Source organism: Bacillus nakamurai (assembly GCF_001584325.1).
GTDB classification, from domain to species: Bacteria; Bacillota; Bacilli; order Bacillales; family Bacillaceae; genus Bacillus; species Bacillus nakamurai.
This window is the reverse complement of sequence record NZ_LSAZ01000027.1, coordinates 57,499-82,291: the sequence shown is the minus strand read 5'-3', so window position 1 is coordinate 82,291 and position 24,793 is coordinate 57,499. Positions and strand designations below refer to the sequence as shown.

Annotated in this window: 26 protein-coding genes; 3 read left to right on the top strand and 23 right to left on the bottom strand. The window is 47.5% G+C overall.

Going from position 1 to position 24,793, the window contains the following annotated elements; all coding sequences use genetic code 11:
- Nucleotides 1-159: 159 nt before the first annotated feature.
- Nucleotides 160-735: an LOG family protein gene (locus AXI59_RS13325; RefSeq protein ID WP_061521679.1), complete on the bottom strand. Its 576-nt coding sequence runs from the start codon at nt 733-735 to the stop codon at nt 160-162.
- Between the two features lie 114 nt (nt 736-849).
- On the opposite strand from AXI59_RS13325, the gene AXI59_RS13320 reads away from it, so the two are divergent.
- The gene (locus AXI59_RS13320; protein ID WP_061521680.1) at nt 850-1,170 is read left to right on the top strand and encodes a MazG nucleotide pyrophosphohydrolase domain-containing protein; all 321 of its coding nucleotides are present in this window, start codon (nt 850-852) and stop codon (nt 1,168-1,170) included.
- Nucleotides 1,171-1,217: 47 nt separating this feature from the next.
- On the opposite strand, the gene AXI59_RS13315 is transcribed toward AXI59_RS13320, so the two are convergent.
- Nucleotides 1,218-2,798: a SulP family inorganic anion transporter gene (locus AXI59_RS13315; protein ID WP_061528478.1), complete on the bottom strand. Its 1,581-nt coding sequence runs from the start codon at nt 2,796-2,798 to the stop codon at nt 1,218-1,220.
- A 2-nt stretch (nt 2,799-2,800) separates the two neighbouring features.
- Entirely contained in the window at nt 2,801-3,382 is a 582-nt protein-coding gene (locus tag AXI59_RS13310) for a beta-class carbonic anhydrase (RefSeq protein WP_061521681.1), read from the bottom strand.
- A gap of 397 nt (nt 3,383-3,779) precedes the next feature.
- On the opposite strand from AXI59_RS13310, the gene AXI59_RS13305 reads away from it, so the two are divergent.
- Nucleotides 3,780-4,745: a 2-hydroxyacid dehydrogenase gene (locus tag AXI59_RS13305; protein WP_061528477.1), complete on the top strand. Its 966-nt coding sequence runs from the start codon at nt 3,780-3,782 to the stop codon at nt 4,743-4,745.
- A gap of 145 nt (nt 4,746-4,890) precedes the next feature.
- Nucleotides 4,891-5,340 carry a ribonuclease gene (locus AXI59_RS13300; RefSeq protein WP_061521683.1) on the top strand — a complete coding sequence of 150 codons (450 nt, stop codon included), beginning with the start codon at nt 4,891-4,893 and terminating at the stop codon, nt 5,338-5,340.
- Nucleotides 5,341-5,379: 39 nt separating this feature from the next.
- On the opposite strand, the gene AXI59_RS13295 is transcribed toward AXI59_RS13300, so the two are convergent.
- From AXI59_RS13295 to AXI59_RS13200, 20 genes are all read right to left on the bottom strand, one after another.
- Nucleotides 5,380-6,129, bottom strand: coding sequence for an arylamine N-acetyltransferase family protein (locus AXI59_RS13295; protein ID WP_061528476.1), 750 nt, complete (start codon nt 6,127-6,129; stop codon nt 5,380-5,382).
- Nucleotides 6,130-6,153: 24 nt separating this feature from the next.
- Nucleotides 6,154-6,411 (bottom strand): HPr family phosphocarrier protein, encoded by a 258-nt coding sequence (locus tag AXI59_RS13290; RefSeq protein WP_061521685.1) that lies wholly within the window; start codon nt 6,409-6,411, stop codon nt 6,154-6,156.
- A 23-nt stretch (nt 6,412-6,434) separates the two neighbouring features.
- Entirely contained in the window at nt 6,435-7,385 is a 951-nt protein-coding gene (whiA, locus tag AXI59_RS13285) for a DNA-binding protein WhiA (RefSeq protein ID WP_061521686.1), read from the bottom strand.
- A 24-nt stretch (nt 7,386-7,409) separates the two neighbouring features.
- Nucleotides 7,410-8,363 carry a gluconeogenesis factor YvcK family protein gene (locus tag AXI59_RS13280; RefSeq protein ID WP_061528475.1) on the bottom strand — a complete coding sequence of 318 codons (954 nt, stop codon included), beginning with the start codon at nt 8,361-8,363 and terminating at the stop codon, nt 7,410-7,412.
- A 1-nt stretch (nt 8,364) separates the two neighbouring features.
- Complete coding sequence (rapZ, locus tag AXI59_RS13275; RefSeq protein ID WP_061521688.1) at nt 8,365-9,252, bottom strand: RNase adapter RapZ; 888 nt, start codon at nt 9,250-9,252, stop codon at nt 8,365-8,367.
- 25 nt (nt 9,253-9,277) lie between these two features.
- Entirely contained in the window at nt 9,278-9,745 is a 468-nt protein-coding gene (locus AXI59_RS13270; protein ID WP_061521689.1) for an 8-oxo-dGTP diphosphatase, read from the bottom strand.
- 277 nt (nt 9,746-10,022) lie between these two features.
- Complete coding sequence (gene trxB, locus AXI59_RS13265; protein WP_156476288.1) at nt 10,023-10,973, bottom strand: thioredoxin-disulfide reductase; 951 nt, start codon at nt 10,971-10,973, stop codon at nt 10,023-10,025.
- A 207-nt stretch (nt 10,974-11,180) separates the two neighbouring features.
- Nucleotides 11,181-12,593: a peptidoglycan DL-endopeptidase CwlO gene (gene cwlO / locus AXI59_RS13260; RefSeq protein WP_061528493.1), complete on the bottom strand. Its 1,413-nt coding sequence runs from the start codon at nt 12,591-12,593 to the stop codon at nt 11,181-11,183.
- Between the two features lie 471 nt (nt 12,594-13,064).
- The gene (locus AXI59_RS13255; RefSeq protein WP_061528473.1) at nt 13,065-14,519 is read right to left on the bottom strand and encodes a tetratricopeptide repeat protein; all 1,455 of its coding nucleotides are present in this window, start codon (nt 14,517-14,519) and stop codon (nt 13,065-13,067) included.
- A 115-nt stretch (nt 14,520-14,634) separates the two neighbouring features.
- Nucleotides 14,635-15,696, bottom strand: a complete 1,062-nt coding sequence (locus AXI59_RS13250; protein WP_061522860.1) for a sensor histidine kinase — start codon at nt 15,694-15,696, stop codon at nt 14,635-14,637.
- Nucleotides 15,693-16,370 carry a response regulator transcription factor gene (locus AXI59_RS13245; RefSeq protein WP_061522859.1) on the bottom strand — a complete coding sequence of 226 codons (678 nt, stop codon included), beginning with the start codon at nt 16,368-16,370 and terminating at the stop codon, nt 15,693-15,695. Before AXI59_RS13245 ends, AXI59_RS13250 begins: the two co-directional genes overlap by 4 nt.
- Before the next feature lie 13 nt (nt 16,371-16,383).
- Nucleotides 16,384-18,156, bottom strand: coding sequence for an ABC transporter ATP-binding protein (locus AXI59_RS13240; protein ID WP_061528472.1), 1,773 nt, complete (start codon nt 18,154-18,156; stop codon nt 16,384-16,386).
- A gap of 221 nt (nt 18,157-18,377) precedes the next feature.
- The gene (gene hisIE, locus AXI59_RS13235; RefSeq protein ID WP_061522708.1) at nt 18,378-18,998 is read right to left on the bottom strand and encodes a bifunctional phosphoribosyl-AMP cyclohydrolase/phosphoribosyl-ATP diphosphatase HisIE; all 621 of its coding nucleotides are present in this window, start codon (nt 18,996-18,998) and stop codon (nt 18,378-18,380) included.
- Nucleotides 18,995-19,753 carry an imidazole glycerol phosphate synthase subunit HisF gene (gene hisF / locus AXI59_RS13230; protein ID WP_061522707.1) on the bottom strand — a complete coding sequence of 253 codons (759 nt, stop codon included), beginning with the start codon at nt 19,751-19,753 and terminating at the stop codon, nt 18,995-18,997. The genes hisIE and hisF overlap by 4 nt, the downstream gene beginning before the upstream one ends.
- Nucleotides 19,750-20,487, bottom strand: coding sequence for a 1-(5-phosphoribosyl)-5-[(5-phosphoribosylamino)methylideneamino]imidazole-4-carboxamide isomerase (hisA, locus tag AXI59_RS13225; RefSeq protein WP_061522706.1), 738 nt, complete (start codon nt 20,485-20,487; stop codon nt 19,750-19,752). The genes hisF and hisA overlap by 4 nt, the downstream gene beginning before the upstream one ends.
- Nucleotides 20,484-21,122 (bottom strand): imidazole glycerol phosphate synthase subunit HisH, encoded by a 639-nt coding sequence (hisH, locus tag AXI59_RS13220; protein WP_061528471.1) that lies wholly within the window; start codon nt 21,120-21,122, stop codon nt 20,484-20,486. Before hisH ends, hisA begins: the two co-directional genes overlap by 4 nt.
- The gene (gene hisB / locus AXI59_RS13215) at nt 21,123-21,707 is read right to left on the bottom strand and encodes an imidazoleglycerol-phosphate dehydratase HisB (protein ID WP_061528470.1); all 585 of its coding nucleotides are present in this window, start codon (nt 21,705-21,707) and stop codon (nt 21,123-21,125) included.
- A complete protein-coding gene (hisD, locus tag AXI59_RS13210) occupies nt 21,673-22,986 on the bottom strand; it encodes a histidinol dehydrogenase (RefSeq protein ID WP_061528469.1) in 1,314 nt (437 codons plus the stop codon). The genes hisB and hisD overlap by 35 nt, the downstream gene beginning before the upstream one ends.
- Nucleotides 22,983-23,624, bottom strand: coding sequence for an ATP phosphoribosyltransferase (hisG, locus tag AXI59_RS13205; protein WP_061522702.1), 642 nt, complete (start codon nt 23,622-23,624; stop codon nt 22,983-22,985). The genes hisD and hisG overlap by 4 nt, the downstream gene beginning before the upstream one ends.
- The gene (locus tag AXI59_RS13200; RefSeq protein ID WP_061528468.1) at nt 23,617-24,789 is read right to left on the bottom strand and encodes an ATP phosphoribosyltransferase regulatory subunit; all 1,173 of its coding nucleotides are present in this window, start codon (nt 24,787-24,789) and stop codon (nt 23,617-23,619) included. Before AXI59_RS13200 ends, hisG begins: the two co-directional genes overlap by 8 nt.
- Nucleotides 24,790-24,793 lie beyond the last annotated feature (4 nt).

Genomic DNA, 24,793 nt, shown 5'->3' with positions numbered 1-24,793 from the left:
TCTAAAAGAAAGGAGATTTGTTTGGGAAACATCATGCCGCTGAAAACTGCTTAATCTGCAAGAATTCAAACATATAGATCATTTCTGCCAGATGCGCTGTCATCAAATGTGAAGATTTATCGACATAAAAAAGCCATCCCTTACGGATGGCTTTTTCGATCAGATTTCTGTCCACTTCTTTTCTAAAATCGGGTATGAATAGTTCTCCATCTGTTCAATCAGTTCATCCGGACGGGATGAGCTGTGAATCAGCTTCAAATGCGAATCATTCGAAAAACCTTCTTGAATGCTGTATTTAATCATTTTCATCATCGGTTCGAAATATCCGTTGACATTGTAAAGGCCGATCGGCTTTTGATGGATGCCGATCTGCGCCCAGCACAGCACTTCAAACAATTCTTCATATGTGCCGAATCCGCCCGGCATGGCGATATAACCGTCAGCCAGCTCACTCATTTTCGCTTTTCGTTCATGCATACCGTTCACTTCAATCAGCTCTGTCAGATTTTGATGGACAACTTCTCCGCTGAACAGTCCGCTCGGCATCACGCCGACAGCTTTTCCGCCGCCAGCCATCAGCGCATCAGCAACCGCTCCCATCAGGCCGACCCGTGAGCCCCCGTAAACGAGGCCGATGCCCTGCTCCGCCATATATGCCCCAAGTTCTGTTGCTTTTCGTTTGTACTCTTCATTTCCCCCCGGGTTTGATCCCGCAAATACACAAATGGTTTTCATCTTGTCATCTCCGCATCTATATATGTACATTCAAAAAACAAAACACACTATATATTGTCCCATCTCACTGTGATAATATCAATAAGAATATACAGGAGATAAGGAGTGTTACGCATGCAGACGGCTGAAGCTGAAAAATGGATGAAGGATTTTTATGAAAAAAGAGGATGGACGGAGTACGGGCCGTTCATACGAATCGGCTTTTTAATGGAGGAGGCGGGCGAACTCGCGCGGGCTGTCAGAGCATATGAAATCGGACGGGATCGGCCGGATGAAAAGGACGCGACACAGGCTGAGCGCAAACAGGAGCTGATCGAAGAGATGGGAGATGTCATCGGAAATCTGGCCATTCTCGCTGACATATACGGCGTAACATTGGAGGATGCGATGAAAGCCCATCAGCAAAAATTGATCAAGCGGTTTGAAAACGAATAAAAAAAGAACACGGCTTGTCCATGAAAAAAATGGACAAGCCGTTCCGTTTAACCCGTTATTTCGTCCTGATGCTCAAAAAAATGCTGCTTTCCGATTTTATGAAACAGCCCTGTCTTACGAATCAGTTCCCGCGGCTGGGATTGAAGCCCGACGATCATCAATTTGCCGTTATGGCGTTTGATCCGGTTCATCACATTCCCCAGCACCGCTTCTGCGGAAGTATCCATGTAATGCACATTATTCATCAGAAGAATCAGCGTCTTCGGCTTTTCCTGAAGCCGTTCTAATAACGACGTTTCCAATGAATCAATCGAGCCGAAAAACAGCGGACCTTCGATCGAATACGTGCTGACAGACGAATCGTTTTTGACTGCAGCTTGCGGGGCTTTGATGCTTGTCGTTTCGCTCATTTTTCTGATAAAGAAAACAAAAGCGAGCACAAGCCCGGCAGAAACGCCGATGATTAAATCAAAGAGCACCGTCAGTAAAAAGGTCACCGCCAATACGAATGAATCCGTGTTTTTCAGCCGCATCATATTAGCGACTTCCTTCCGCTCACTCATATTCCACGCCACTACCATTAAGACCGGCGCCATACTTGCCAGCGGCACGTGAACGGCAAACGGAGCGAAGACTAGCAGGACGAGGAGGACGACCACCCCATGCACAATACCGGAAATCGGAGAAACAGCGCCGTTTTTAATATTTGTTGCGGTCCGCGCAATCGCTCCCGTTGCCGGTATACCGCCAAACAGCGGCGCGGCCATGTTGGCAATGCCCTGTCCGACCAGCTCTTTATTGCTGTCATGCCTTGATCCCTTCATATTATCTGCGACCATTGCCGATAATATCGATTCAAGGCCGCCGAGAAGCGCTATGATCAAAGCGGACGGAAACATCATCATCATGTTATCAATCGAGAAATCAGGAAGCCGGAAAGCCGGCAGATGACGCGGAATTTCCCCGTAAGCCGAACCGATCGTCGCCATTTTATCAGGGAAAAATACGACGGCTGCTAAAGTTGAAACGAGCAGCGCCACAAGCGCTCCGGGAATTTTCGGCATCAGCTTGGCTGATAAAAGCAAAATAGCCAAGGCAACGCCCGCGATGAAAATGCTGTACAAATTTAAGGTGCCGATCTTCTTGCCGATTTCCGCGATGTTAAGCACAAAACTTTCATGCTTTTTGACATCGCTCAGGCCGAGAAAATGAGCGATTTGTTCCGAAAAAATCAGCACGGAGATACCGGCGGTAAATCCGACGATCACCGGCTTCGGCACAAATTTCATAATCTTTCCGAGCTTAAAAACGCCGAACAGCACAAGCATCACACCGGCCATAAAACCGGCGACAAGCAAATTATCAAAACCATACTGCATCACGATGGCAAATAAAATAGGAACAAACGCGCCCGTGGGCCCTCCGATCTGATATTTAGACCCGCCGAACATTGAAATGAGGATTCCCGCCACAATCACGGTATAGAGCCCATATTCCGGACCCACCCCTGAGGCGATGGCAAAGGCCATTCCAAGGGGGATCGCTACAATCCCTACAACAATTCCTGCGATAATGTCTTTCTGAAATTTCTGCAAATTATACCCCTGATATCTGCCCGAGAATTGCATGGTCAGCTGCATCCTCCTTTGACTCTTTCATAACCGTCCGCAACAATCTCTAGCGTTCCCGTCCCCGGGTCGATCACCAATCCGTGCACCGGAATCTCATCCGGCAAGAGCGGGTGATGCTTGACCATGTTCACACTGTGGGCCACGCTTTCTTCGACGCTGTGAAAACCGGTCAGCCACGTCTCTAAATCGACTCCCGCATGGTGTAACAGGCTGAGGCATTTTTCCTCCACGCCGCGCTCTTTCGCTTTATCCAAAATAGAAGCCGCATTTAATCCCGACATTCCGCACTCGCGGTGCCCTACGATGCAGACTTCCTCAGCTTGCAGTTCATAAATGGCAACCAAAATACTGCGCATGACACTTCCAAATGGGTGAGAAACAATGGCTCCTGCGTTTTTTATGATTTTGGCATCGCCATTTCTGAGTCCCATTGCCTGCGGCAGAAGCTCTGTCAGCCTTGTATCCATACAGGATACGATGACAAGCTTTTTTTTCGGGAATTTTGTCGTCTGGTAAGGTTCATACTTCCTCTCTTGGACAAACTGCTGATTGTGCTCCAAAATGCTTGATAAAGAAACCATTTTCTATTCATCTCCCATCCAATTGTATTGCAAGCCTTCTTACCCAGCTTACAGTAAGGAATTATAGCACAGAAAAAGGCTGCGAAAAGGCTTTCAAAAAAAGACACGATAAATTAACTGTAAATTCAGATTATGTTTATTTATATCTTTCAAAAATAATAAAATTTATATTTACACCATCCTATAAAGCTCCGAAAACAGTAAAAAAGCTCAATTTCAGGCAGGAAATATAGGTGAATCTTGATATTGAATGGAGAAAAAAAGCATGTAAACACCATTATCATTCATTTTAAGTTCAAAAGAACCAGAAATTCATTAAAACCGCATGAACATTTCTCACTTTCCCGCTTGTCTTATATAATAAAATAGAGTAAGAAAGACAAAGGAGGAGAAGCCGTTGAAACCATACGTATTCATCGCAAAACCGATACCGCCCGAAGTCGAACAAATGATAGGCGAACATTGCCGCTACGATATTTGGAAAGAGGATACCATTACAAAAGAAAAGCTGTATGAAAAAATGAAGGATGCTGAAGGCCTGCTGACATCCGGAACGGCCATTGACAGTGATTTATTGGATCACGCGCCGAATCTGAAGGTCGTCAGCAATAATTCAGTCGGTTATGACAACTTTGATACAGAAGAAATGAAAAAAAGAGGCGTCGTCGGCACGCATACTCCGTATACCTTGGATGATACCGTGGCTGATCTGGCTTTTTCATTAATTCTTTCTTCCGCCAGACGGGTTGCCGAATTGGACCGCTTCGTCCGCGCCGGCAAATGGGGCACCGTTGAAGAAGAATCTCTTTTCGGAATGGATGTTCACCATCAGACACTAGGCATTATCGGTATGGGCAGGATTGGCGAACAGGCTGCGAAACGCGCGAAATTCGGCTTTGATATGGACGTGCTGTACTATAACCGCCACAGAAAACCAGAAGCTGAAGAGCAGCTCGGCGTTACATATGCGGACTTAGATACACTGCTTAAAACGTCAGATTTTGTTCTTTTGATTACGCCGCTTACTGACGAAACCTATCATATGATGGGAGAACGGGAATTTAAACTGATGAAGGATACGGCATTTTTCGTCAATATTTCCCGGGGAAAGACGGTCGATGAAAAAGCACTCATCCGCGCTTTGCAAGAAGGCTGGATAAAAGGAGCCGGTTTAGATGTATTCGAAGAAGAACCGGCAGCTGAAGACAATCCGCTTTTACAGCTTGATAACGTCACATTGCTTCCCCATATCGGCTCAGCAACGGCTAAAATCCGGCTCAATATGTTCAAGCAAGCCGCGCAAAACATGATTGACGCCGTGTACGGAAAAACACCGAAAAACCTGACAAAGGAATTTCAATAAGACCCAGCCCCGGTTTGCCTAAGCCGGGGCCTATTTCCTCACTAGCCGAAAAGAACCATTTTCAATTTACGCCTATTCCTTTCTTCCATTGCTGATACAATAAAAAGGAACCAGCTTCATATTTTCTAAAACGGGAGGGATTACATTGAAAAAACGATTATCTTGGATTTCCGTTTGTTTGCTTCTGCTTTTCTCTGCAGCAGGTATGCTGTTCTCAACGGCCGCCAAGACGGAAACATCTGCCCACGCGGCGCAAGCGCAAGCTCAGGTTATTAACACCTTTGATGGAGTGGCAGATTATCTTCAGACATATCATAAGCTTCCAGACAATTACATTACGAAGGCAGAAGCACAGGCCCTCGGCTGGGTGGCATCGAAAGGCAATTTAGCTGACGTCGCCCCGGGGAAAAGCATCGGCGGAGATATATTCACAAACAGGGAAGGCAAGCTCCCTGCCAAAAGCGGACGAACATGGCGTGAAGCGGACATTAACTATACATCGGGATTCAGAAATTCAGACCGGATTCTTTACTCAAGCGACTGGCTGATTTATAAAACGACAGACCATTATCAGACCTTTACAAGAATCAGATAACGGCGCAAAAAAACGGCTTCCCTGAGGGAAACCGTTTTTTTATGAATGACAAAAGAATTCATTAAGCTTTCGGTCAAAGTCATGAGGTTTAATTTCTTCTTTCCTCGTTTCGCCTTTTTTGCAGACCGTAAAATGACGGTCTGACATCACCACGTGCCCCTCCGGAGTCCGCTTAGAAGCGAGCGGTTTTTTATTGAACGGGGATTGGTCATGCTCACAGATGATTTGTTTCATGGCCCTCAGATCCTCTTCACCGATTTCTTCAAGAGAAAATGCGTAACCGGTCTGCCAGCCGTCCCCTTTGTTGATTTCAAGCAGGTGTGTTCCAAGTTCGGTGTGTTCTTTTCTCACACGAAACGCCCCGGCGGCAGATACCGCCTCAGCACCGGACATCGGAACGGGCTGCATGGCGAGATTGAGGCCAAAGCCTGTATCAGCGATGAATTGGTCTCCTCCGGCAGAAAGCAATACAGCCGCATGCGTATCGGGCAGCGCCCAGCCGTTATTCCAAACCGTCCCGCGAATCAGTTTGACGTCAAATCCGGCTTCTTTCAAAATGAAATAAAGCAAACCGTTCAGGTCATAACACAAGCCGCCATGAGGCTCCTTGACCATGTGCCGCCACAGCCCTTCTTTCGTGACGTCATACTCTTTTCCTTTTAAAACTGAGCGATTTTCAAATGGAAACCGGTATGCGAGCGCCTCTAAAAATTCAGGAAAGTCTTCAAAATCGAGTGATTCCTTTTCCCAGCCTATCGTTTGAAAACAGTCTTTCAGGAACTCGTTCACGGTTCCGGCCTCCTTACAAAGCGCTTACACTTCTTCCTGAACGTAAGCCGTCAGCTTTTCAAGCGCTTCCTTTTCATCTTCGCCGTCTGCGATCAAGGTGACTTCCGTCCCCGTGCTGACCGCCAGGCTCATTAATCCCATAATGCTTTTGGCATTTACTTTCTTTCCGTTCTTCTCAAGAAACACATCTGACACATAACGATTTGCTTCTTGTACAAATAATGCAGCGGGACGCGCCTGCAATCCCGTCTTTAATCGTACTTCCACTTTCTCTTGAACCATAAGATCTCCCCTTTTCTGTACGGTTATTTCAAAGTGATGCTTTGCCCTGTCCGCAGCTGTTCTGCGATTTCATCGAGCTTTCTCAGCCTGTGATTGATGCCGGATTTGCTGATTTTCCCGCTTGTTACCATTTCCCCTAGTTCTTTCAGCGTGACTTCCTGATAATCAATCCGCAGCTGCGCAATTTCACGAAGCTTTTCGGGCAGCGCCTCAAGCCCGATTCGTTCATCAATATATTTAATATTCTCCACTTGTCTGAGTGAAGCCCCGATGGTTTTGTTTAAGTTAGCTGTTTCACAATTAACGAGCCGGTTCACTGAGTTTCTCATATCTCTGACAATCCGCACATCTTCAAAACGCAGCAGCGAATTGTGGGCGCCGATGACATTCAGAAATTCAGTGATCTTTTCCGCCTCTTTTAAGTACGTAATATAGCCCTTTTTCCGTTCAAGCGTTTTGCTGTTCAGATGAAACTCATTCAGCAGCGCGCATAATGAATCGTTATGTTCTTTGTAGAGCGAAAAAATCTCCAAGTGGTACGACGATGTTTCCGGATTATTGACGGAACCTCCAGCCAAAAACGCCCCTCTCATATAAGACCGCTTGCAGCATCGTTTCGCGACCAATTCCTCAGAAATATTCCGTTCAAATACAAAGTTCTCTCCGAGTATTTTTAATTCCTCTAAGATCAGCTTTGCGTTTTCAGAAAAACGTACAATATAGACATTATTTTTTTTCAGCCGCATTTTTTTTCTGACTAACAGTTCGACCGATACATCATATTGTTTCTTCAGCAATGTATAAATGCGGCGGGCAATCGCCGCATTTTCGGTTTGAACGTCAAGCACGAGATGGCGGTTTGAAAATGACAGTGAACCGTTCATCCGAATCAGTGCGGACAGCTCCGCCTTGGCGCAGCAGTCCTTTACTTCCAGATTCGTCAGTTCTTTTTTTGTTTCCGATGCAAATGACATATGAGCCACCTCATTTCAAGGCTTCTAGTCTCTTAATAAATCCACAAGAAGAGAAGCCACTTTATGTGTATCGTGACGGATTACGCCATTTTTATACGTTATGATTTGATCCCTGATCACCTCAAGCCCCATGGCCTTCAGCTTCTCGACATTAAAATCGACGGGGCGCGCCAGTTCCTTCGCATACTTACTCTTTATTTCGTCAGGAATGTCCTCATTGTTTATTAAAATCGTATCAATAAACGGCTGCTCCATATGGTCATTCAGCGCTTTGACATGATCGGCAGCGCTGTAATTAAGCGTTTCGCCGGGCTGTGTCATGACGTTGCAGATATAGACCTTTTTGGCGGCAGCCTTGACGACTTCCTCGCCGATTTTCGGCACGAGCAGGTTTGGAAGGATGCTTGTGTACAGGCTTCCCGGACCGATAATAATTAAGTCTGCTTGGCGGATCACTTCGATCGTTTCCGGCAGCGGATCAATTTTTTCCGGAGTCAGAAACACCCGTTTAATACGCTGGCCGTAAGAAGGGATCGTTGATTCTCCGGAGACGACCTGCCCGTCCTCCATTTCAGCATGAAGGACGACGCTTGTGTTGGCAGCGGGCAGCACCCTGCCGCGGACATTCAGCACCTTGCTCATTTCGGTGACAGCGTGAAAGAAATCACCGGTTATATTCGTCATCGCTGCCAAAATCAAATTGCCCAGTGAGTGGCCGGTTAAGTCGCCTCCTTTATTGAAGCGATGCTGAAACAGATTTTCAACGAGCGGCTCTACATCTGATAAGGCGGCTAACACGTTGCGGATGTCACCCGGCGGCGGAATTTGCAGTTCGTCCCGCAGACGCCCCGAACTTCCGCCGTCGTCAGCGACCGTGACAATCGCCGTAATGTCAACGGGCTTATGCTTTAATCCGCGAAGAAGCACGGACAGCCCCGTTCCGCCGCCAAAGATCGCGATTTTCGGCTTTTTTTTCATTTTATTTCCTGCTTCTCTTTTCAATGTCCCGGTGAGTGACATGAGTATAAAAATCCTTTTTAAAATAGTCAGCCAAATACTCAGCGAGTGTTACGGAACGGTGCTGGCCTCCCGTACATCCGATCGCGATGACGAGCTGGCTTTTTCCTTCCCGTTTATAAGACGGAAGCATAAAACCGAGCAAATCAACAAGCTTTTCAATAAACTTTTGTGTTTCATTCCACTTCATAACATAAGATGAGACTTCCTCATCTTTCCCCGTGAGCGGACGCATGCTTTCAATGTAAAACGGATTCGGCAGAAATCTTACATCAAACACAAGGTCGGCATCAATCGGCAGCCCGTACTTAAAACCGAATGACATGACGTTAACGGTAAAGGTTTCCCCCTGGTTCGTGGCAAAATGTGCGACGATTTTTTCACGCAAATCGCGGGGCTTCATGTCTGACGTGTCATAGATCAGCTGAGAGCGTCCTTTCAGCTCCTCAAGCAGCTGCCGCTCAAGAGCAATTCCTTCAAGAGGCAGCCCTGTGGCGGCCAGCGGATGGGAACGTCTCGTTTCTTTGTATCTCGTCACAAGGATGGAATCCTTTGCATCTAAAAAGAGAATGCGCGGTGTAATCCACGGGCTTTCTGCCATTTCATCCAGCGCCTCGATCAGCCTGTCAAAAAATTCACGGCCCCGCAAATCCATGACAAGCGCGACCTTGCTCATTTTTGAACTTGATTCTTTCATCAGCTCCAAAAATTTCGGCAGTAAGGAAGGCGGCAGGTTATCGACGCAAAAATAGCCAAGGTCCTCAAAACTTTGAATTGCGACCGTTTTCCCCGCTCCAGACATTCCCGTTATAATGACGAGCTGAATATCATGATTTTCATTCACACTCATCTTTCTCCCCCCTGAGGTCTTTCATTTATTTAATATGCTGCGGATCTAAACGATAGCTGAGCAGCTCAAAATCCGGCGTATACGTAAAAGTGCCGTGTAAAAGCCCTTGCCCCTTGATCATAAAATCAAGGATATGTCCGTCGCCAGGCGCCATCGGAAGGCTGTGGATATCTTTAACATCGTGCCACTGCAAAATGCCTTCTTCAGATTCAGCGACATTTCGCCCTGTGTAGGAATCAGCGACAAATGTAAACATCATCCACTCTGACACGATTTGTTCCTGTTCCTTAATAATAAAGGTGAACACGCCTTTTAACTGCGGATTCAATATATAAATACCCGTCTCTTCTCTATACTCTCTGATGACGGAATCTCTGACTGATTCGCCGCTCTCCATTTTCCCGCCGGGCGCGACCCACCAGCCCCGTCTCGGCTTTTGGAGAAGGAGAACCTGATCATCTGTCTGAAGCACACAATTTGTCACTCTTTGCACAAGTACGTCACCTAACCTTCTCAACAAATCATCGTCTCTTCATTATACCGTTTCGGCATGCCTCTCACAATGCAGAGACACCGACAACCTTTTCTTTTATTTGACAGAAAACAAAAATTCGCAAAAAAAGGGCACGGATACTGGAGGATCCGTGCCAAAGCGTATTCATATAAAAAGGGGGTCAATTACTAGTTTTATCTTAAAACATCAGTATTTCACCCGTGTTACAGAGGAATTAAAACCCAGTAACGATTAGAAAACCAAACATTACAGCAGGTTATTTGACGGTTTTCAGCGTCTCTTGAAGGTCTTCTACATAATGCTGGACGCTCTGTGCGGCAACACTGCCGTCGCCAGTAGCTGTTACGATTTGACGGAGCGATTTTTCACGGATGTCTCCGGCAGCGAAAATACCGGGCACTTTTGTTTCCATCCGGTCATTTGTTTCGATGTAGCCTTCTTCATTTGTAATGCCCAGGTTTTCAAACGGTTTAGAAAGCGGAAGCATGCCGACGTAGATAAAGACGCCGTCTGCTTTGAATTCTTCCTCTTCTCCGCTGACTGTATCCACAAGAGTGAGCTTGCCGACTTTTCCGTTTTCCTCATGAATTTCTTTTACGGTTTTATTAAATTTGAAGTCCACTTTGTCGTTATCAAAGGCACGTGCTTGAAGAATGCTCTGTGCGCGCAGTTTGTCACGTCTGTGGACAATTGTGACTTTTGAAGCAAATCGCGTTAAATAGACGCCTTCTTCAACCGCGGAGTCTCCACCGCCGACAACGACAAGCTCTTTGCCTTTAAAGAAAGCGCCGTCACATACCGCACAGTACGATACGCCGCGGCCGCCCAATTCTTTTTCTCCGGGAACGCCGATCTTTTTGTATTCCGCTCCCGCCGAGATCACAATGGCGCGGGCCTTGTATTCTTTCGCCCCCGCTTTGACCGTTTTGTATTCTTTTCCGTCAACGATTTCTTTAATGTCGCCGTACGCATATTCCGCACCGAATTTTTTCGCATGCTCAAACATTTTATTAGAAAGTTCAGGGCCGAGAATGCTTTCAAAACCCGGATAGTTTTCAACATCCTCTGTGTTGGCCATTTGACCGCCCGGAATTCCTCTTTCGATCATTAATGTGGATAAATTCGCTCGAGATGTGTATACGGCTGCTGTCATCCCTGCGGGACCCGCGCCGATAATGATCACATCATAAATCTTTTCTTCAGACACCATGATTCACTCCTTTTCGAAATGGGACGTAGCCTATATGATAAGAATCCCCATCAATCGTATTCCTTACCCATATCCTATAAAATCTTAGGGCGATTCGCTAATTTTTTGCTCAACTTTTCTAAAAAACCATGATTAGGCAAGCCTTAATCGGGTATACAAATAAAGAAAGAGCCTTCCGGGATAGAAGGCCCTTGTCTGTATCAATTATTGTACGACACGTCTTACATTGCCGTTGAATGCTTTTTTCCAGTAAGGGTTGCTCATAGAATCAACAGATACACCGTGTGATGTATTGTCGTTCAGGAACGTTCCGTTACCTAAGTAAATGCCGACGTGACCGTTTGTTTTATACGTATTGAAGAATACTAAGTCGCCGCGTTTCATATCAGACGCACTGACTGCTTTTCCTCTTCCGATTAATGTATCAGTGTTTGTTCCGCTGGCAGGTCCGAGGTTTACGCCTGCGTTAGCGAAAGCCCAGCGTACAAATGATGAGCAGTCAAAAATACGGTTGTTAATATCAGACTGAGTGCGTCCGCCGCCGAATTTGTACGGAGATTGTCCGACAAGGCTTGATCCTACGCTGATTGCACCTTCAATGCCGCCTGAATTTGAAATGACGGAGCCGCCGTCAGAGTCATCTGAACCGCCGCTGTTTTGAGACGAGCCGCCGGATGTGCTTTTTGGTGTGCTTGAGCTGTCAGATGAACTTGATGTATCAGCTGAAGCTGCTTTTTTGACGGTTTTTGTTGTCGCTGCAGACTGACTGTCATCAGTTTGGTTTTGATCTTCAGAAGCTTTTTTCGCTTCTTCTTGTTTTTTGATCAGTGCAGCTGCTGCCGCTTGCTCTTGTTTAATGCGCGCCTGCTCTTTTTCAGTGCTTGCTTTTTCATTCGCAAGCTGTGACGCTTCTTTTTTCAGTTGAGAAATTGCGGATGACGCTTTTTTCTGGCTGTTTTTCGCTTCGTCAAACAGCTTATCTTTTTGATCAAGCTGTTTGTTCAAGTCTTTTTGCATGGATTCAAGCTTCGCTAAATCGTCTTGAACCTTTTTCAGCTTTACATTAAGTTCCGCTTCTGAATCTTCTAATTTCGCTTTATCCTGTTCCTGCTGTTTGATCAGGTCTTTATCAGCGTCAACGATAGAAGATACCGCAGTTGCACGGGAAATGAAATCTCCGAAGCTTGTAGCCCCTAAAAGAACATCTATGTATCCTTGAGAACCGCCGTTTTCCTGTAAAGAACGAACTCGCTTTTTCAGGATTTCATTGCGTTTTTCAATGCGTGCTTCTGTTTCTTTGATTTGTTTTTTCAAATCAGCGATTTGTTTTTTCGTCTTATCGTTTTCTGCTTTTTTATCTTCAATTTTATTGCTTGTATCCAACGCCTTCGCGTTAATGTCTTTCAGTTCTTTTTCAATCTTCGCCTGCTTGTTCTGAAGGTCGGACAATTCCTTTTCCTTCGCTTCAATGCTTGAAGCCACGTCAGATTGCTTGCTTTCAATTTTCGCTTTTTTGCTGTCTAATGTTTCCGCCGATGCAGTTTTTGTAAACGGGATCAAAAAACTGCTTGTCCCGATGACGGAAGCCAAACCAAGTGTTAATAAACTCTTTTTCACTTTTTCTTTCCTCCCTTTTACTTTAAACCTGTTCTCATTTGGAATTTCTATTATGAACATCAAAGTTACGCTTCCCCACAAATAGTGAGGCTGATGATATTTATGGTATTAATCTCTGAATCTGTTTAATTGGCATACATTTCACAACATATGTAAAATAAACTAATCTCTTATGTACGAGACTCATTATACCATCATGTTTCGACATTTTTTATTACAGTTATGTTTCAATGTGATGTCAAGTTTCATATTTTGCAAAATAAACTGCAATAAAGGTCATCATTTTAAGCATAAAAGGGCGGAATACGTATAAAAATCACCTTTTTTATCTGTAAAGTTCTGATTTACGATGGACAGTTCCGTTCTTCTTGAGATTGCGGCAGTGAATCTGCCGATCTTTCGGATGTTACATGAAGTTCGCTTTTACAGGCAAAAAAACCGATTCTTTATATAGAAAGAATCGGTTTTTTCCTATTCTAATATGTCATCGATTTGTTTAATATATTTCGTCAAGGTGGCCGGTGATACTCCATAAGCGGCGGCTGTTTCTTTTTTCGTCGCCTTTTCGCCGTTTGCTTCTTTCCAGACGTATGCGATGGCGGCAGCCCAGGCCCGTTCGTTTTTTACGGCATCAGCGGCGCGGATGTGCTGGATGACGTGAAAGACCCAGCAGCTCATGACGTCTGTCTTTAAACTGGCTGCTTCGGCTTTCTCCAAAAGCTTGACCGCCCGATATGTGAACAGGGCATCATGAGAGACGCAGGAGGCGTCTTTTTCGCCGGCAAGAAGCAGGCGGACGAAATCTTGTTCGAACGGAGATGTGATCCGTTTAGACGTCAGCACCTTTTCAAGCTGGTCAGTCTCTCCTTTGGCGCTGCTGATATAATACGCGGCAAGCCGCTGTTCAAGAGATACAGGAAGCGGCTCCTGCCGTTCCGCCCAAGGCGCGTGCCGGTCTGATTCCGGAAACTCGTCCTTCAGCTTTTTCCAGATGGTTTCGGCAAACTCCCGGCGGCCTGTCCAGTATGCCGAGCCGGCAAGCCAGTAGTAAAACGTGTCGTCGCCTTCAAATCCGCTTCTATACAGAGAGCGGAGCCATTTGTAGCCGAGGTCGTGCCTGCCGACAAGCGCCAAAGTGGCCCCCAGTTTATAGCGCTGTTCGAATAAGATCGGATATACGTTGGCGAGCCTGCCGCTTAATTCACCGACTTTCTCATCCTCCCGCTCGTAATAGCAGAAAACAAGGAGGTTGCATAAGGCGTGAAGGTTGCCTTCGTTTTTCTCAAGCACTTCATATACTGTCTGTTTCGCCTTTGAGACATTTCCTGAGTAAAAATAAGCGAGCGCCAAATTATTGTATGCGGACCAAAGTTCAGGATAATCGGCTGTAATCTCCTCAAGCATGACAACCGCCTCATCAAGCCGGCCGCTTTCAAGAAGCGCTTTAGCCCGGTCTTGTTTGACAAGCAGGTCATCCTGATCATATAAGGACTCGTTTTCACCGCCTTCTCCGAAATCAAGCAGCTCCATCAGATCTTCAATCTCTTCGCTGAATTCTCCGTTCGGCTCTGCGTCGGAATAAGCAGCCGCTTCCTTATACGCTTCCTGAAAGAGCCCCAAATGCGCGAAATTATTTGCTTTAAAATAGTGGCACTCCGGCATTTCTTTCTTCAGGTTCACCAAAATGAAGTCAAACAGCTCATTTGATTGCTGGTAGTGACCCATTTCTGAATAGATGACAGCCAGCCGCGACAGCATTTCGGAATCGTTCGGCTCCAGGCTGACGGCGCGCTGGATGAGCTTGCTTGCCCGTTTTAAATTCCGCTCTTTATATGCTTTTAACCCTTTATGAAAAAAATATTGTCCATCTTGAAGCAGCTGGACAATTTGTGCGTGTTTTTTATGTTCAGAAGTGTGTTTTCCCACAAATACCCTCCGTTTTATACGTATTACCGTCAGTAGTATACCATAAAACGGCATTGCCTCAATAGTTCAAAAGGCAGGATTCCCTGCCTTTTTTACTGGCTGGATCGACCAGATTTTAGATGTTTTTTTCACGAGGCTCAGCAGGAAGTATGACACGAAAGCGGGTTCCTTCTCCGGGCTTGCTTTCTACCTCTATCGTACCGCCGTGGAGCTCGACCAATTTATGGGCGATGGACAGGCCGAGTCCGCTTCCTCCGGCATTTCTCGCTTTGTCTGCTTTGTAAAACCGTTCAAACACCCGCTCTGCCTGTTCAGGCTCCATTCCGATTCCATTGTCGGCGATTTCTACAGCTGCTGCTTCCGGCATGTCTGTAATGTTAATCGAGATGCGGCCGCCTTCACCGGTAAATTTCACCGCATTATGAATGAGATTCATCCACACTTGGCTGAGCAGCGCTTCATCTCCATAAACAAACGATTCTTTTAAATCAATGAGAAACTCAATCTGTTTGGCTGACCACTCCGGCTCGCAAGTCAGCACCACACGCCGGAGCTGTTTGTCAATGCGGAACGGCTTTTTTTGAATGGGTTCCTTTTGGCGTTCCAGCGCAGTGAGTTTCAGCAGATTTTCACTTATTTTTGATAATCGCTCCGTTTCTGTTTCAATGATGTGTAAATAGCGTCCCCGCTCCTCATAAGATAAGTCCGGTTTTTTTAACAAGTGGGCATAGCCTTTTAATGAAGTAAGCGGGGTTTGGATTTCATGAGAAACGTTAGAAATAAACTCTTGTTTCATCTTTTCCATCTCATTCAATTCAAGCGCGAGGGTTGTCAGTTCATCAGCCAGCTTTGTTACCGGGTGATCCCTTTCAATTTTCTCCATCTTTCGGGAGGCGGCTTCGGTAAAATTCCCGCTCGACATTTGCTTAATCGTGGCGGTTAACGAATCCCAAATCGCATGATGTCTTTCGCGCGCTGACTTTGAAAAAACAAACATCGTTAAAAACAGCAAACCGAAAACAAGCCAGAGCGTCAGGATCTGCTCCACATACGGCGTTAATAAAAACGGCCACAAAAGCCCGAAGCCCTGAATGATTAAGTGGGCAATCAGCCATAAGAAAGCGGTAACCGCAAAAAGGATGATGATCTTTCCGGCCGTTCTGAAGATCCGTTTCATTCTGTCACCACAAACCGATAACCGAGCCCCCGCACCGTATGAATGGCAAACGGGTAGTCACTTTCCGGAAACCGTTCTCTCAGCCTTTTGATATGGACATCAACCGTCCGCTCGTCGCCTTCGTAATCGAAACCCCAAATATCTTCTATTAATTGCTCTCTCGAAAACGTCTTATTCGGATACTCTGCAAGCTTAAATAATAGCTCGAATTCACGCCGCGGAAGGGTCATTTCCGTCCCGCCGCTCTGTGTTACGGTGCGTGAATGTTTATCTAATGCCACCGCGCCGATTGTCAGCAGCTTTTCCGAAGTGATCCGGTAGCGCTTCAGCAAGGCCTTCACCCTTGCTTCAAGCTCAAGCGGCTCAAACGGTTTAACAAGATAATCGTCCGCCCCGGCAGTGAAACCTTGGACTTTGTCCAAGGTTTCGCCTTTTGCAGTCAGCATTAAAATTGGAATATCCGTAAAGCTTCGGACAGCTTCGCTGACTTCAAAGCCATCCATTTTCGGCATCATCACATCCAATATAATGAGGTCTATGTGAGATGATTCTATCAGCTGAACCGCCGCTTCGCCGTCTTCGGCCTCTATGACGTCAAAACCGCTTTGCTGCATCATGAGACGGACAAGCTCACGGATATGGCGGTCATCATCCGCAACCATTATGACAGCCATCAAAATCCCTCCTCTACACAGCTTTGTTTTCTAAATCGGCGTTCAGCTTAAGCTGCTGCTCAGCAAAATCGCGGTACAGAGCGTGGGCAGCCATCAGTTCATGGTGTGTTCCCCGCCCCGTAATTTCTCCCTGCTCGACAAACAGAAGCTGATCCGCATCGACAACCGTGGATAAACGGTGGGCAATCACGATAGTTGTGCGTCCCTTCATCAAGACTTCCAGCGCCTGCTGCACCCATTTCTCGGATTGGCTGTCAAGGCTTGATGTTGCTTCATCCAGCATGAGAATACTCGGATTGCGCAAGAGCGCTCTGGCAATGGCAATGCGCTGGCGCTGTCCGCCTGACAGCATAATGCCCCGTTCTCCGACTTCGGTGTCAAATTGCTTCGGTAAATCTTCAATAAACTGAAGGGCATATGCCATATCGGCAGCTTTTCTGAGCTCTTCATCTGTCACATCGCGTTTTAACCCGTAGCAAATGTTATCACGGATCGTGCCGGACATTAACGGGCTTTCCTGAGAAACGTAGCCGATGTGTTCCCGCCATGATGCAAGCGAATAGCCGTCAATCGGTTCATCCCCGAGCTTAATCGTGCCGGCTGTCGGGTTGTAGAAGCGTTCAAGCAGCTTAAATAATGTGGTTTTTCCGCCGCCGCTCGGTCCGACAATCGCCGTGACCTTGCCGGCTTCAATCGTGGCCGTAATGTTTTTTAAGATGATTTGATCCTGCTTATAGCCGAATGATACTTGTTCCAGCTTAATCGGCTGATCAGCGTTTTGAATGTCTTTTCCGGATTGGATGTCTTCTTCTTTTTCAGCAAGAATTTCAATCATACGCTCCGTTGCGCCGACGGATTTTTGCAGCTGGGTGAAAAATGACGTGATCTGGCCCATCGGCATAATGATTTGAAACAAATACAAAATAAATGCGACGAGTGCGCCGGCGCTCAGTTCGCCTGACGATACCTGCATTCCGCCGTAGCCGATGACAGCAACCAGAGCGGCCATTAACACAAGCGTAATAAGCGGACCGACGAGCGACTGCACCTTCGCTTCACGCAGACCGAGCTTAAACAGCGCCGTAATGCCTTCTTTTCCGCGGCCGTATTCGGCGTCTTCGGCGTTAGATGCTTTGACAAGTCTGATTTCCGGAAGAATGTGGTTCAATAAACCCGTGAATCTCGCTGTTTCATCCTGCGTTTCCCGTGAAATCTTAAACATTTTCCGGCCGATCGGCACTAAAATGAAAGCAGCCAGCGGCACGACGACCACGACAAGCAATGTCAGCTTCCAGTTCATGATAAATAAAATCGTAAGTGATCCGATGACAGAAATCACTCCGGTAATAAATCCGCTGATATTATTTGTGATCAGCTCTTTCACAACCATCGTGTCATTGGTGACGCGGCTGATCGTTTCCCCTGAGGCATTTTTATCAAAATAAGAGACGGGCAGTTTAATTAATTTCTGCCATAATAGATCACGCAGCCCCGAGATGATTTTCTGGCCGCTGTAATTAAGCGCGTATGTCGCGTATGCGCTTAAAGCAGCCTGGACGACAAATACGGCGACGATCAGGCCGATTTGTCCGCCTGACAATGAAGACATGGAAAAGCCGTCAACGAGCTGCTTTGTCAATAATGGAATCAGCAGGCTGACGAGCGTCGTCACGATACTGAGGGACAAGGCAAAGGCCAGCATCCCGTATGACGGTTTTGTTTTTTTGATTAACGAAAAAAATGAACTGAATTTTCCTTTTGGTTTCGGTTGTTTATTATTCGGCATATGTTTTCCTCCTATATCACTGTCTATACTATAACGGCTGAGCATGAACGGAATATGAACAAAACGCACATTTTTTATAAAAACCAGTCTGATTATACATGAAAAAATATTCGTTATGCTTCTATTAGTCAATATTACCAAATTCACTTCCGCTAGATTGCAATAATAAGAAGATTTCATCAAAATATAAAAACCTCACGGATCAGCCCCGTGAGGTTTCTTCAGTCGGACTCTGAATGGCGTTTTTTAAGCACCTCAAGCACCTCATCAAGCGGAAGTGCCTGCTCGCGTAACAGAACGAGCAAATGATACAATAAATCGGCCGCTTCCCATTTTAATTCTTCATGGTCGCGGTTTTTCGCGGCGATGATTACCTCAGAAGCTTCTTCACCCACTTTTTTGAGGATTTTATCGATACCTTCCCGAAAAAGGTACGTCGTATAGGCTCCTTCCGGCATCTCCGCCTGCCGTTTGGCGATCACACTTTCCAGCTCATTTAAAATACTGAAGCGATCCGCCGCTTCCGCTTTTTCTGGTGAAAAACAGCTGTAGCTGCCCGTATGGCAAGCCGGCCCGGACGGCTCCACAAGCACAATCAGCGCATCCTGGTCGCAGTCGTAGCGGATGCCTTTGACGGCTTGTGTATTCCCCGATGTGCCCCCTTTATGCCATAGCTCTTGCCGTGAACGGCTGTAAAACCATGTTTCTTTCGTTTCTATCGTTTTTTCATAGGATTCCCGGTTCATATAAGCCAGCGTCAGTACTTCCTTGCTTGCCGCATCCTGTACAATGGCTGGGATCAGCCCGTCCTCATTAAACCGCAGTTCATCTGCCCGCTTCATCTTACCTTCACCCCGTGTTTTTTCATATAGTCTTTTACTTCTTTAATCGATGTTTCTTTGTAATGGAAGATCGATGCTGCAAGGGCGGCATCCGCTTCCCCCTTTGTAAAGGCTTCAAGCATATGGTGTGCGCTGCCTGCGCCGCCTGAGGCAATCACCGGTACGGGTACGGCTCTTGACACGAGCTTTGTCAGCGTATGGTTAAAGCCTTTTTTCTCTCCGTCTGAATCCATGCTTGTCAAAAGGATTTCGCCTGCTCCGCGTTTGACGGCTTCTTTTGCCCAGGCAGTGACCTCCCAATCGGTTTTCTTTCTGCCCCCGTGTGTATAAACCTTGAAGGAGCCTGAATCCTTATCGTATTTTGCGTCAATCGCCAGCACGATGCATTGCGAGCCGAAGAATTCAGCTCCTTCCGTAATCAGATCGGGACGGAGGACGGCCGCGGTATTGACCGACACCTTATCCGCACCCGCGCGAAGAATTCGTTTCATATCGCTCAACTGATTGATGCCTCCGCCGACCGTAAACGGGATAGCAAGCTTTCCCGCAACTTGTTCAACGACGTCTGTCATCGTCTTCCGCCCTTCATGCGAAGCAGAAATATCGAGAAAGACGAGCTCGTCAGCGCCCTCTCTGTCATATGCCTCAGCCAGCCCGACAGGATCGCCTGCATCTTTCAGCCCGAGAAATTGAATGCCTTTGACAACGCGGCCTTCTTTGACGTCAAGACACGGAATCACCCGTTTCGTTATCATGTGCTCTTCACCCCTCTGAGCGCTTCCGCCAATGTAAACTGTTTTGTATACAGCGCTTTTCCGATAATCGCTCCTGATACGCCGTCTTCCTTGAAGCGGGCGAGCGCCTTGAGATCAGCGACTGAGCTTACTCCGCCGGAAGCGATGACTGTTTTGCCCGTCTCCTTCGCCAGCCGAGCGGTGCTTTCAATGTTCGGACCGGAGAGCATTCCGTCAGTTGCAATATCAGTAAAGATGAACGTTTCCGCTCCTTCATTCGCCAATTCACGGCCCAGCTCTTCCGCCTTTACCGCAGAGGTCTCAAGCCAGCCTTCCGTTGAGACAAAACCGTTTCTCGCATCAAGTCCGATCGCGATTTTCTCTCCGTATTGTTTCAGCATTTTTTTCACAAACGACGGGTTGGAGACGGCTGAACTGCCTAGAATGACACGATCGACACCTTGGGATAAGTAGCCGTATACATCCGCCTCGGAGCGGATGCCGCCGCCGACTTCGACTTTCACATCAAACTGATGTGCGATGTCGAGCACATGGCGATCGTTCACTTTCTGCCCTTCTTTCGCCCCGTCGAGGTCAACGAGATGAATCCATTCGGCTCCTTCTTGTACAAACAATGCTGCCATGTCTAACGGCGAGTCTCCGTAAATCGTTTCCTTGTCATAATCACCTTGAATGAGGCGGACGCATTTGCCGTTTCTCATATCGATTGCCGGATATAATGTAAAAGCGCTCATTTCTTCACCTTCTGTTTCTCTGCCATTTTTGTAAAGCGGGTTAAAATCCCCATTCCGACGGTGCTGCTTTTTTCCGGGTGAAACTGCGCTCCGAAAACATGATGTTTGCCGACGACCGCGGGTACACGGACACCGTAATCGGCGCTTGCCAAAAGCGCGCTGTCTTCCATCCCGTCTATATAGTAGGAATGAACGAAGTAGGCGTATCCTTCCTCAACTTCCGAAAGCAGCGGAGATTTATGGTGAAACGCCAGGCGGTTCCAACCCATATGCGGCACCTTCAGCCTGTTTCCTTCCGCATCCCGGTCCTTCAGTTTGACGGCTTTCCCGGTTAACAAACCCAGCCCTTTTGCAGATCCGTTTTCTTCGCTTTCTTCAAAAATGAGCTGCATGCCGAGGCAGATGCCGAGAAGCAGCTTGCCTTCATCCGTCATGCGGTGAATGAATTGATCAAGTTTCGCGCTGCGCAAATTGTCCATCGCGTCGCTGAATGATCCGACGCCGGGGAGAATGAAGGCATCTGCCTTTTGCAGTTCTTCCGGCCGGTCAGATACTGTATAGGGGGCGCCGACGCGTGCCAACGCCTTTGACACGCTGTATAAATTGCCCATTCCGTAATCTATTACACCGATCATTTACAGCATCCCTTTCGTAGATGGTATTCCTTTGACACGGGGATCAATGGCCGCCGCTTCATCAAGCGCCCTTCCAAGCGCTTTAAACACTGCTTCTATCATGTGGTGCGTATTCGTTCCATAATGAACGATGACATGCAGATTCATTCTTGCTTCCAGCGCAAGTTTCCATAAAAATTCATGGACAAGCTCGGTATCAAATGTGCCGACCTTGGCCGCCGGAAACTCGGCGCGCATCTCTAAGTGCGGCCGGTTGCTTAAATCGACGACAACATGGGCGAGCGCCTCATCCATCGGCACAAACGCCGAGCCGTAACGTTTGATGCCTTTTTTATCACCGAGCGCTTCAAGGAGAGCCTGCCCTAAGCAGATGCCGATATCCTCAGTCGTATGATGATCATCAATCTCCGTATCGCCTTTTGCATTGACGGATAAATCAAATTGCCCGTGCTTTGTAAACAAATCAAGCATATGTGTCATAAACGGCACGTCCGTGATGATGTCCGCTTTTCCCTCTCCGTCTATTCCGAAAGCCAGCTGAATATCCGTTTCATTTGTTTTTCTGGCGCATTCCGCTTTTCTCATCTTTTATTCCTCCGTTTCTTGCCTCGATGGATCTTGCGTGTGCTTCAAGCCCTTCCAGCCTTGCAAAGGCGGCAATGCTGTCCGCGTGTGCTTCAAAAGCGGTTTGGCTGTAGGAAATGATGCTTGATTTCTTTTGAAAATCAGTTACATTCAGCGGACTCGAAAACCGCGCCGTTCCGTTTGTCGGGAGCACGTGATTCGGTCCCGCAAAATAATCCCCGACCGGTTCAGCGCTGTAGCGGCCTAAGAAAATTGCCCCAGCATGTTTGATGCTTCCAAGCAAGGCCTCAGGCGAACGGGTGATGATTTCTAAATGCTCAGGCGCGAGCGCGTTAACCGTATCAATCGCATCGTTCATCGTTTCTGCGACATAAATCTGTCCGTAATCTGTTATGGATGCTTCCGCAATCGCTTTTCGCGGAAGGGTTTGAAGCTGTCTGCCAACCTCCTCGTTTACGGCTTCGGCAAGCGTCTGCGAATCTGTGACAAGCACGCTTGAGCTGAGCATATCGTGCTCGGCCTGGGAAAGCAGGTCAGCGGCGACCTCCTGCGGTATGGCCGAATCATCCGCAAGTACGACAATCTCGCTCGGCCCGGCAATCATGTCGATATCCACATCACCGAATACTTCGCGTTTTGCCAGCGCCACAAATATATTTCCCGGGCCTGTGATCTTATCAACCGGTTTTATCGTCTCTGTTCCGTATGCGAGGGCGGCAATCGCCTGCGCGCCTCCGACTTTGTAGATCTCCCGTATACCGAGTTCTGAGGCTGCCGCCAGCACCCCCGGCGAAAGCCGTCCGTCCTTTCCCGGAGGACTGACGAGAACAATCCGTTCCACTCCCGCAGTAAGCGCGGGAATGACATTCATTAAAACAGACGACGGATAAGCGGCCGTCCCGCCCGGCACATATACACCCGCGGAGTCGAGCGCCGTGATTTTCTGCCCGAGCATCGTGCCGTCCTTACGATGATAGAACCAAGAGGATTGCAGCTGCCGCTCGTGATATTCTGTAATGTTTGCAATCGCCTGTCTGATCACTTGAAGCAGCTGATCGTCAAGAAGGCTGTACGCTTCAGCAATTTCTTCTTCGCTGACGGCTGTCTGAGCCAGGGCGATCCCGTCAAATTTTACTGTGAAGGCAGAAACGGCTTTGTCGCCGTTTTTCCTGACGTCCTCAATAATCGCTCTGACGGTTTTCCGCTGTTTTTCTGTTCCGCTGTCGATGGAACGCTTCAGAGAAAACCGGTCGCTCCTTGAAATGGCTGTTATTTTCATTTTGCCGTTTCTCCTTCCACAACCCGTGCCAATCGGGCCGCCATTTTATCAATTACTTCATCTTTCATTCGATAGCTGACCGGGTTGACGATAAAACGTGATGTAATGTCACATATATGTTCTGATTCAACAAGTCCGTTTTCCTTTAACGTCCGGCCGGTTGACACAATGTCAACGATTCTGTCAGCAAGCCCGATCAGCGGCGCCAATTCGATTGAACCATTCAGTTTGATGATTTCCACCTGCTCGCCCTGCTCTCTGAAGTAACTTGACGCAACATTCGGATATTTCGTCGCAATTCTTGGGGCCGCTCCGTTCCAATCAGCGCCCGGCAGTCCGGCAACGGCAAGATGGCATTTGCTGATTTTCAGATCGAGCACCTCATACACGTCGCGCTCTTCTTCAAGCATGACGTCCTTCCCCGCAATACCGACATCAGCAACACCATGCTCGACATATGTTGTGACGTCCATCGGCTTTGCTAAAATAAAACGGAGATTTTCCTCGGGAACGTCGATGATCAGCTTTCTCGACTCTTCGAACTCCTCCGGCAGCTTGTATCCGGCCTGGCGCAAAAGACTCGCCGCTTCTTCAAATATCCGTCCCTTTGGCATCGCCATTGTGAGTACCTTACCCATTTTGCTCTTCCTTTCTGGCACCGATAAAGTATGTGACGTTTGCGAATGATTTTGTCATATGATCAATATTTTCAATTCCTGATAAGTCCTGCAAAACGACTTTTCTGCCTCTTGCCCTTTCTTCCTCAGCGAATAAAATGGCCTGCGCCCGCTGTTCCTTGCTGAAAATAACGGCGTCCGCTTCACTTGTTTCACCTTTAATGCCGAGCGCTTCAATCAGCCTGTCAACGCGAAGGCCGAAACCTGTTGCGGGGGCCGGATGGCCGAAATGGCCGAGCAGTTTGTTATAGCGGCCGCCGCTGCCGATGACAAACCCGACGTTTGCCGCGTACACTTCGAATAAAATACCTGTGTAATAACTCATATGGCTCACCATGTTCAGATCGAGGCGGACGTTTTCAGTACAGCCGTAATCTTCAAGAATGTCCCATAAATCTTTCAGTTCCTGAATCAGGATTTTGCCGGAAGTTCCGATGATGTCTTCCGCTTTGGCGCAAATCTCTTTTCCGCCACGCAATTCGAGAAGCCTGAGCAGCCGGCTTTTATCGATTGAAGAAAGCGGGAGCGATTTAACGTGCTCTCTGTAGCCTACGTAGTTTTTTTCATATAGAAAGCGCCGCAGGACGTCCGCCCGTTCGGCATTGCCGAGCACCTCCACAAACAGTTCATCCGCAAGCCCGGCGTGACCGATGGCGATTTTAAATTGCTGCAGCCCGGCGTTTTTCAGAGCGCCGGCCGCCAGCGCAATGACCTCGGCGTCCGCGCTTGTTGAACCGTCGCCGATTAACTCCGCGCCGACTTGTTCGAATTCAGCCGGACGGCCGCCTTCACGCTCCTGGGCGCGAAACACATTCGCCACATATCCGGCCCTGAGCGGATGATCGTGTTTGTGCAGCTTTGACGCCGCCACCCTCGCAATCGGCCCGGTCATGTCCGGACGCAGCACCAATGTTTTTCCGTCCTGATCCAGAAGCTTGAACAGCTGCTGCTCTTCGATCGCAGACTGGACACCCACCGTTTCATAGAATTCAAGTGTCGGAGTCTCCATAAATTGATAGCCCCATTTATCAATCAAATCCGTCAACGCGAAACGGACGTTCTTCTTTTCTTCATATAAACCGGGCAGTGTATCTCTCATGCCGTGCGGTTTTTCGAACATAAACATTGCC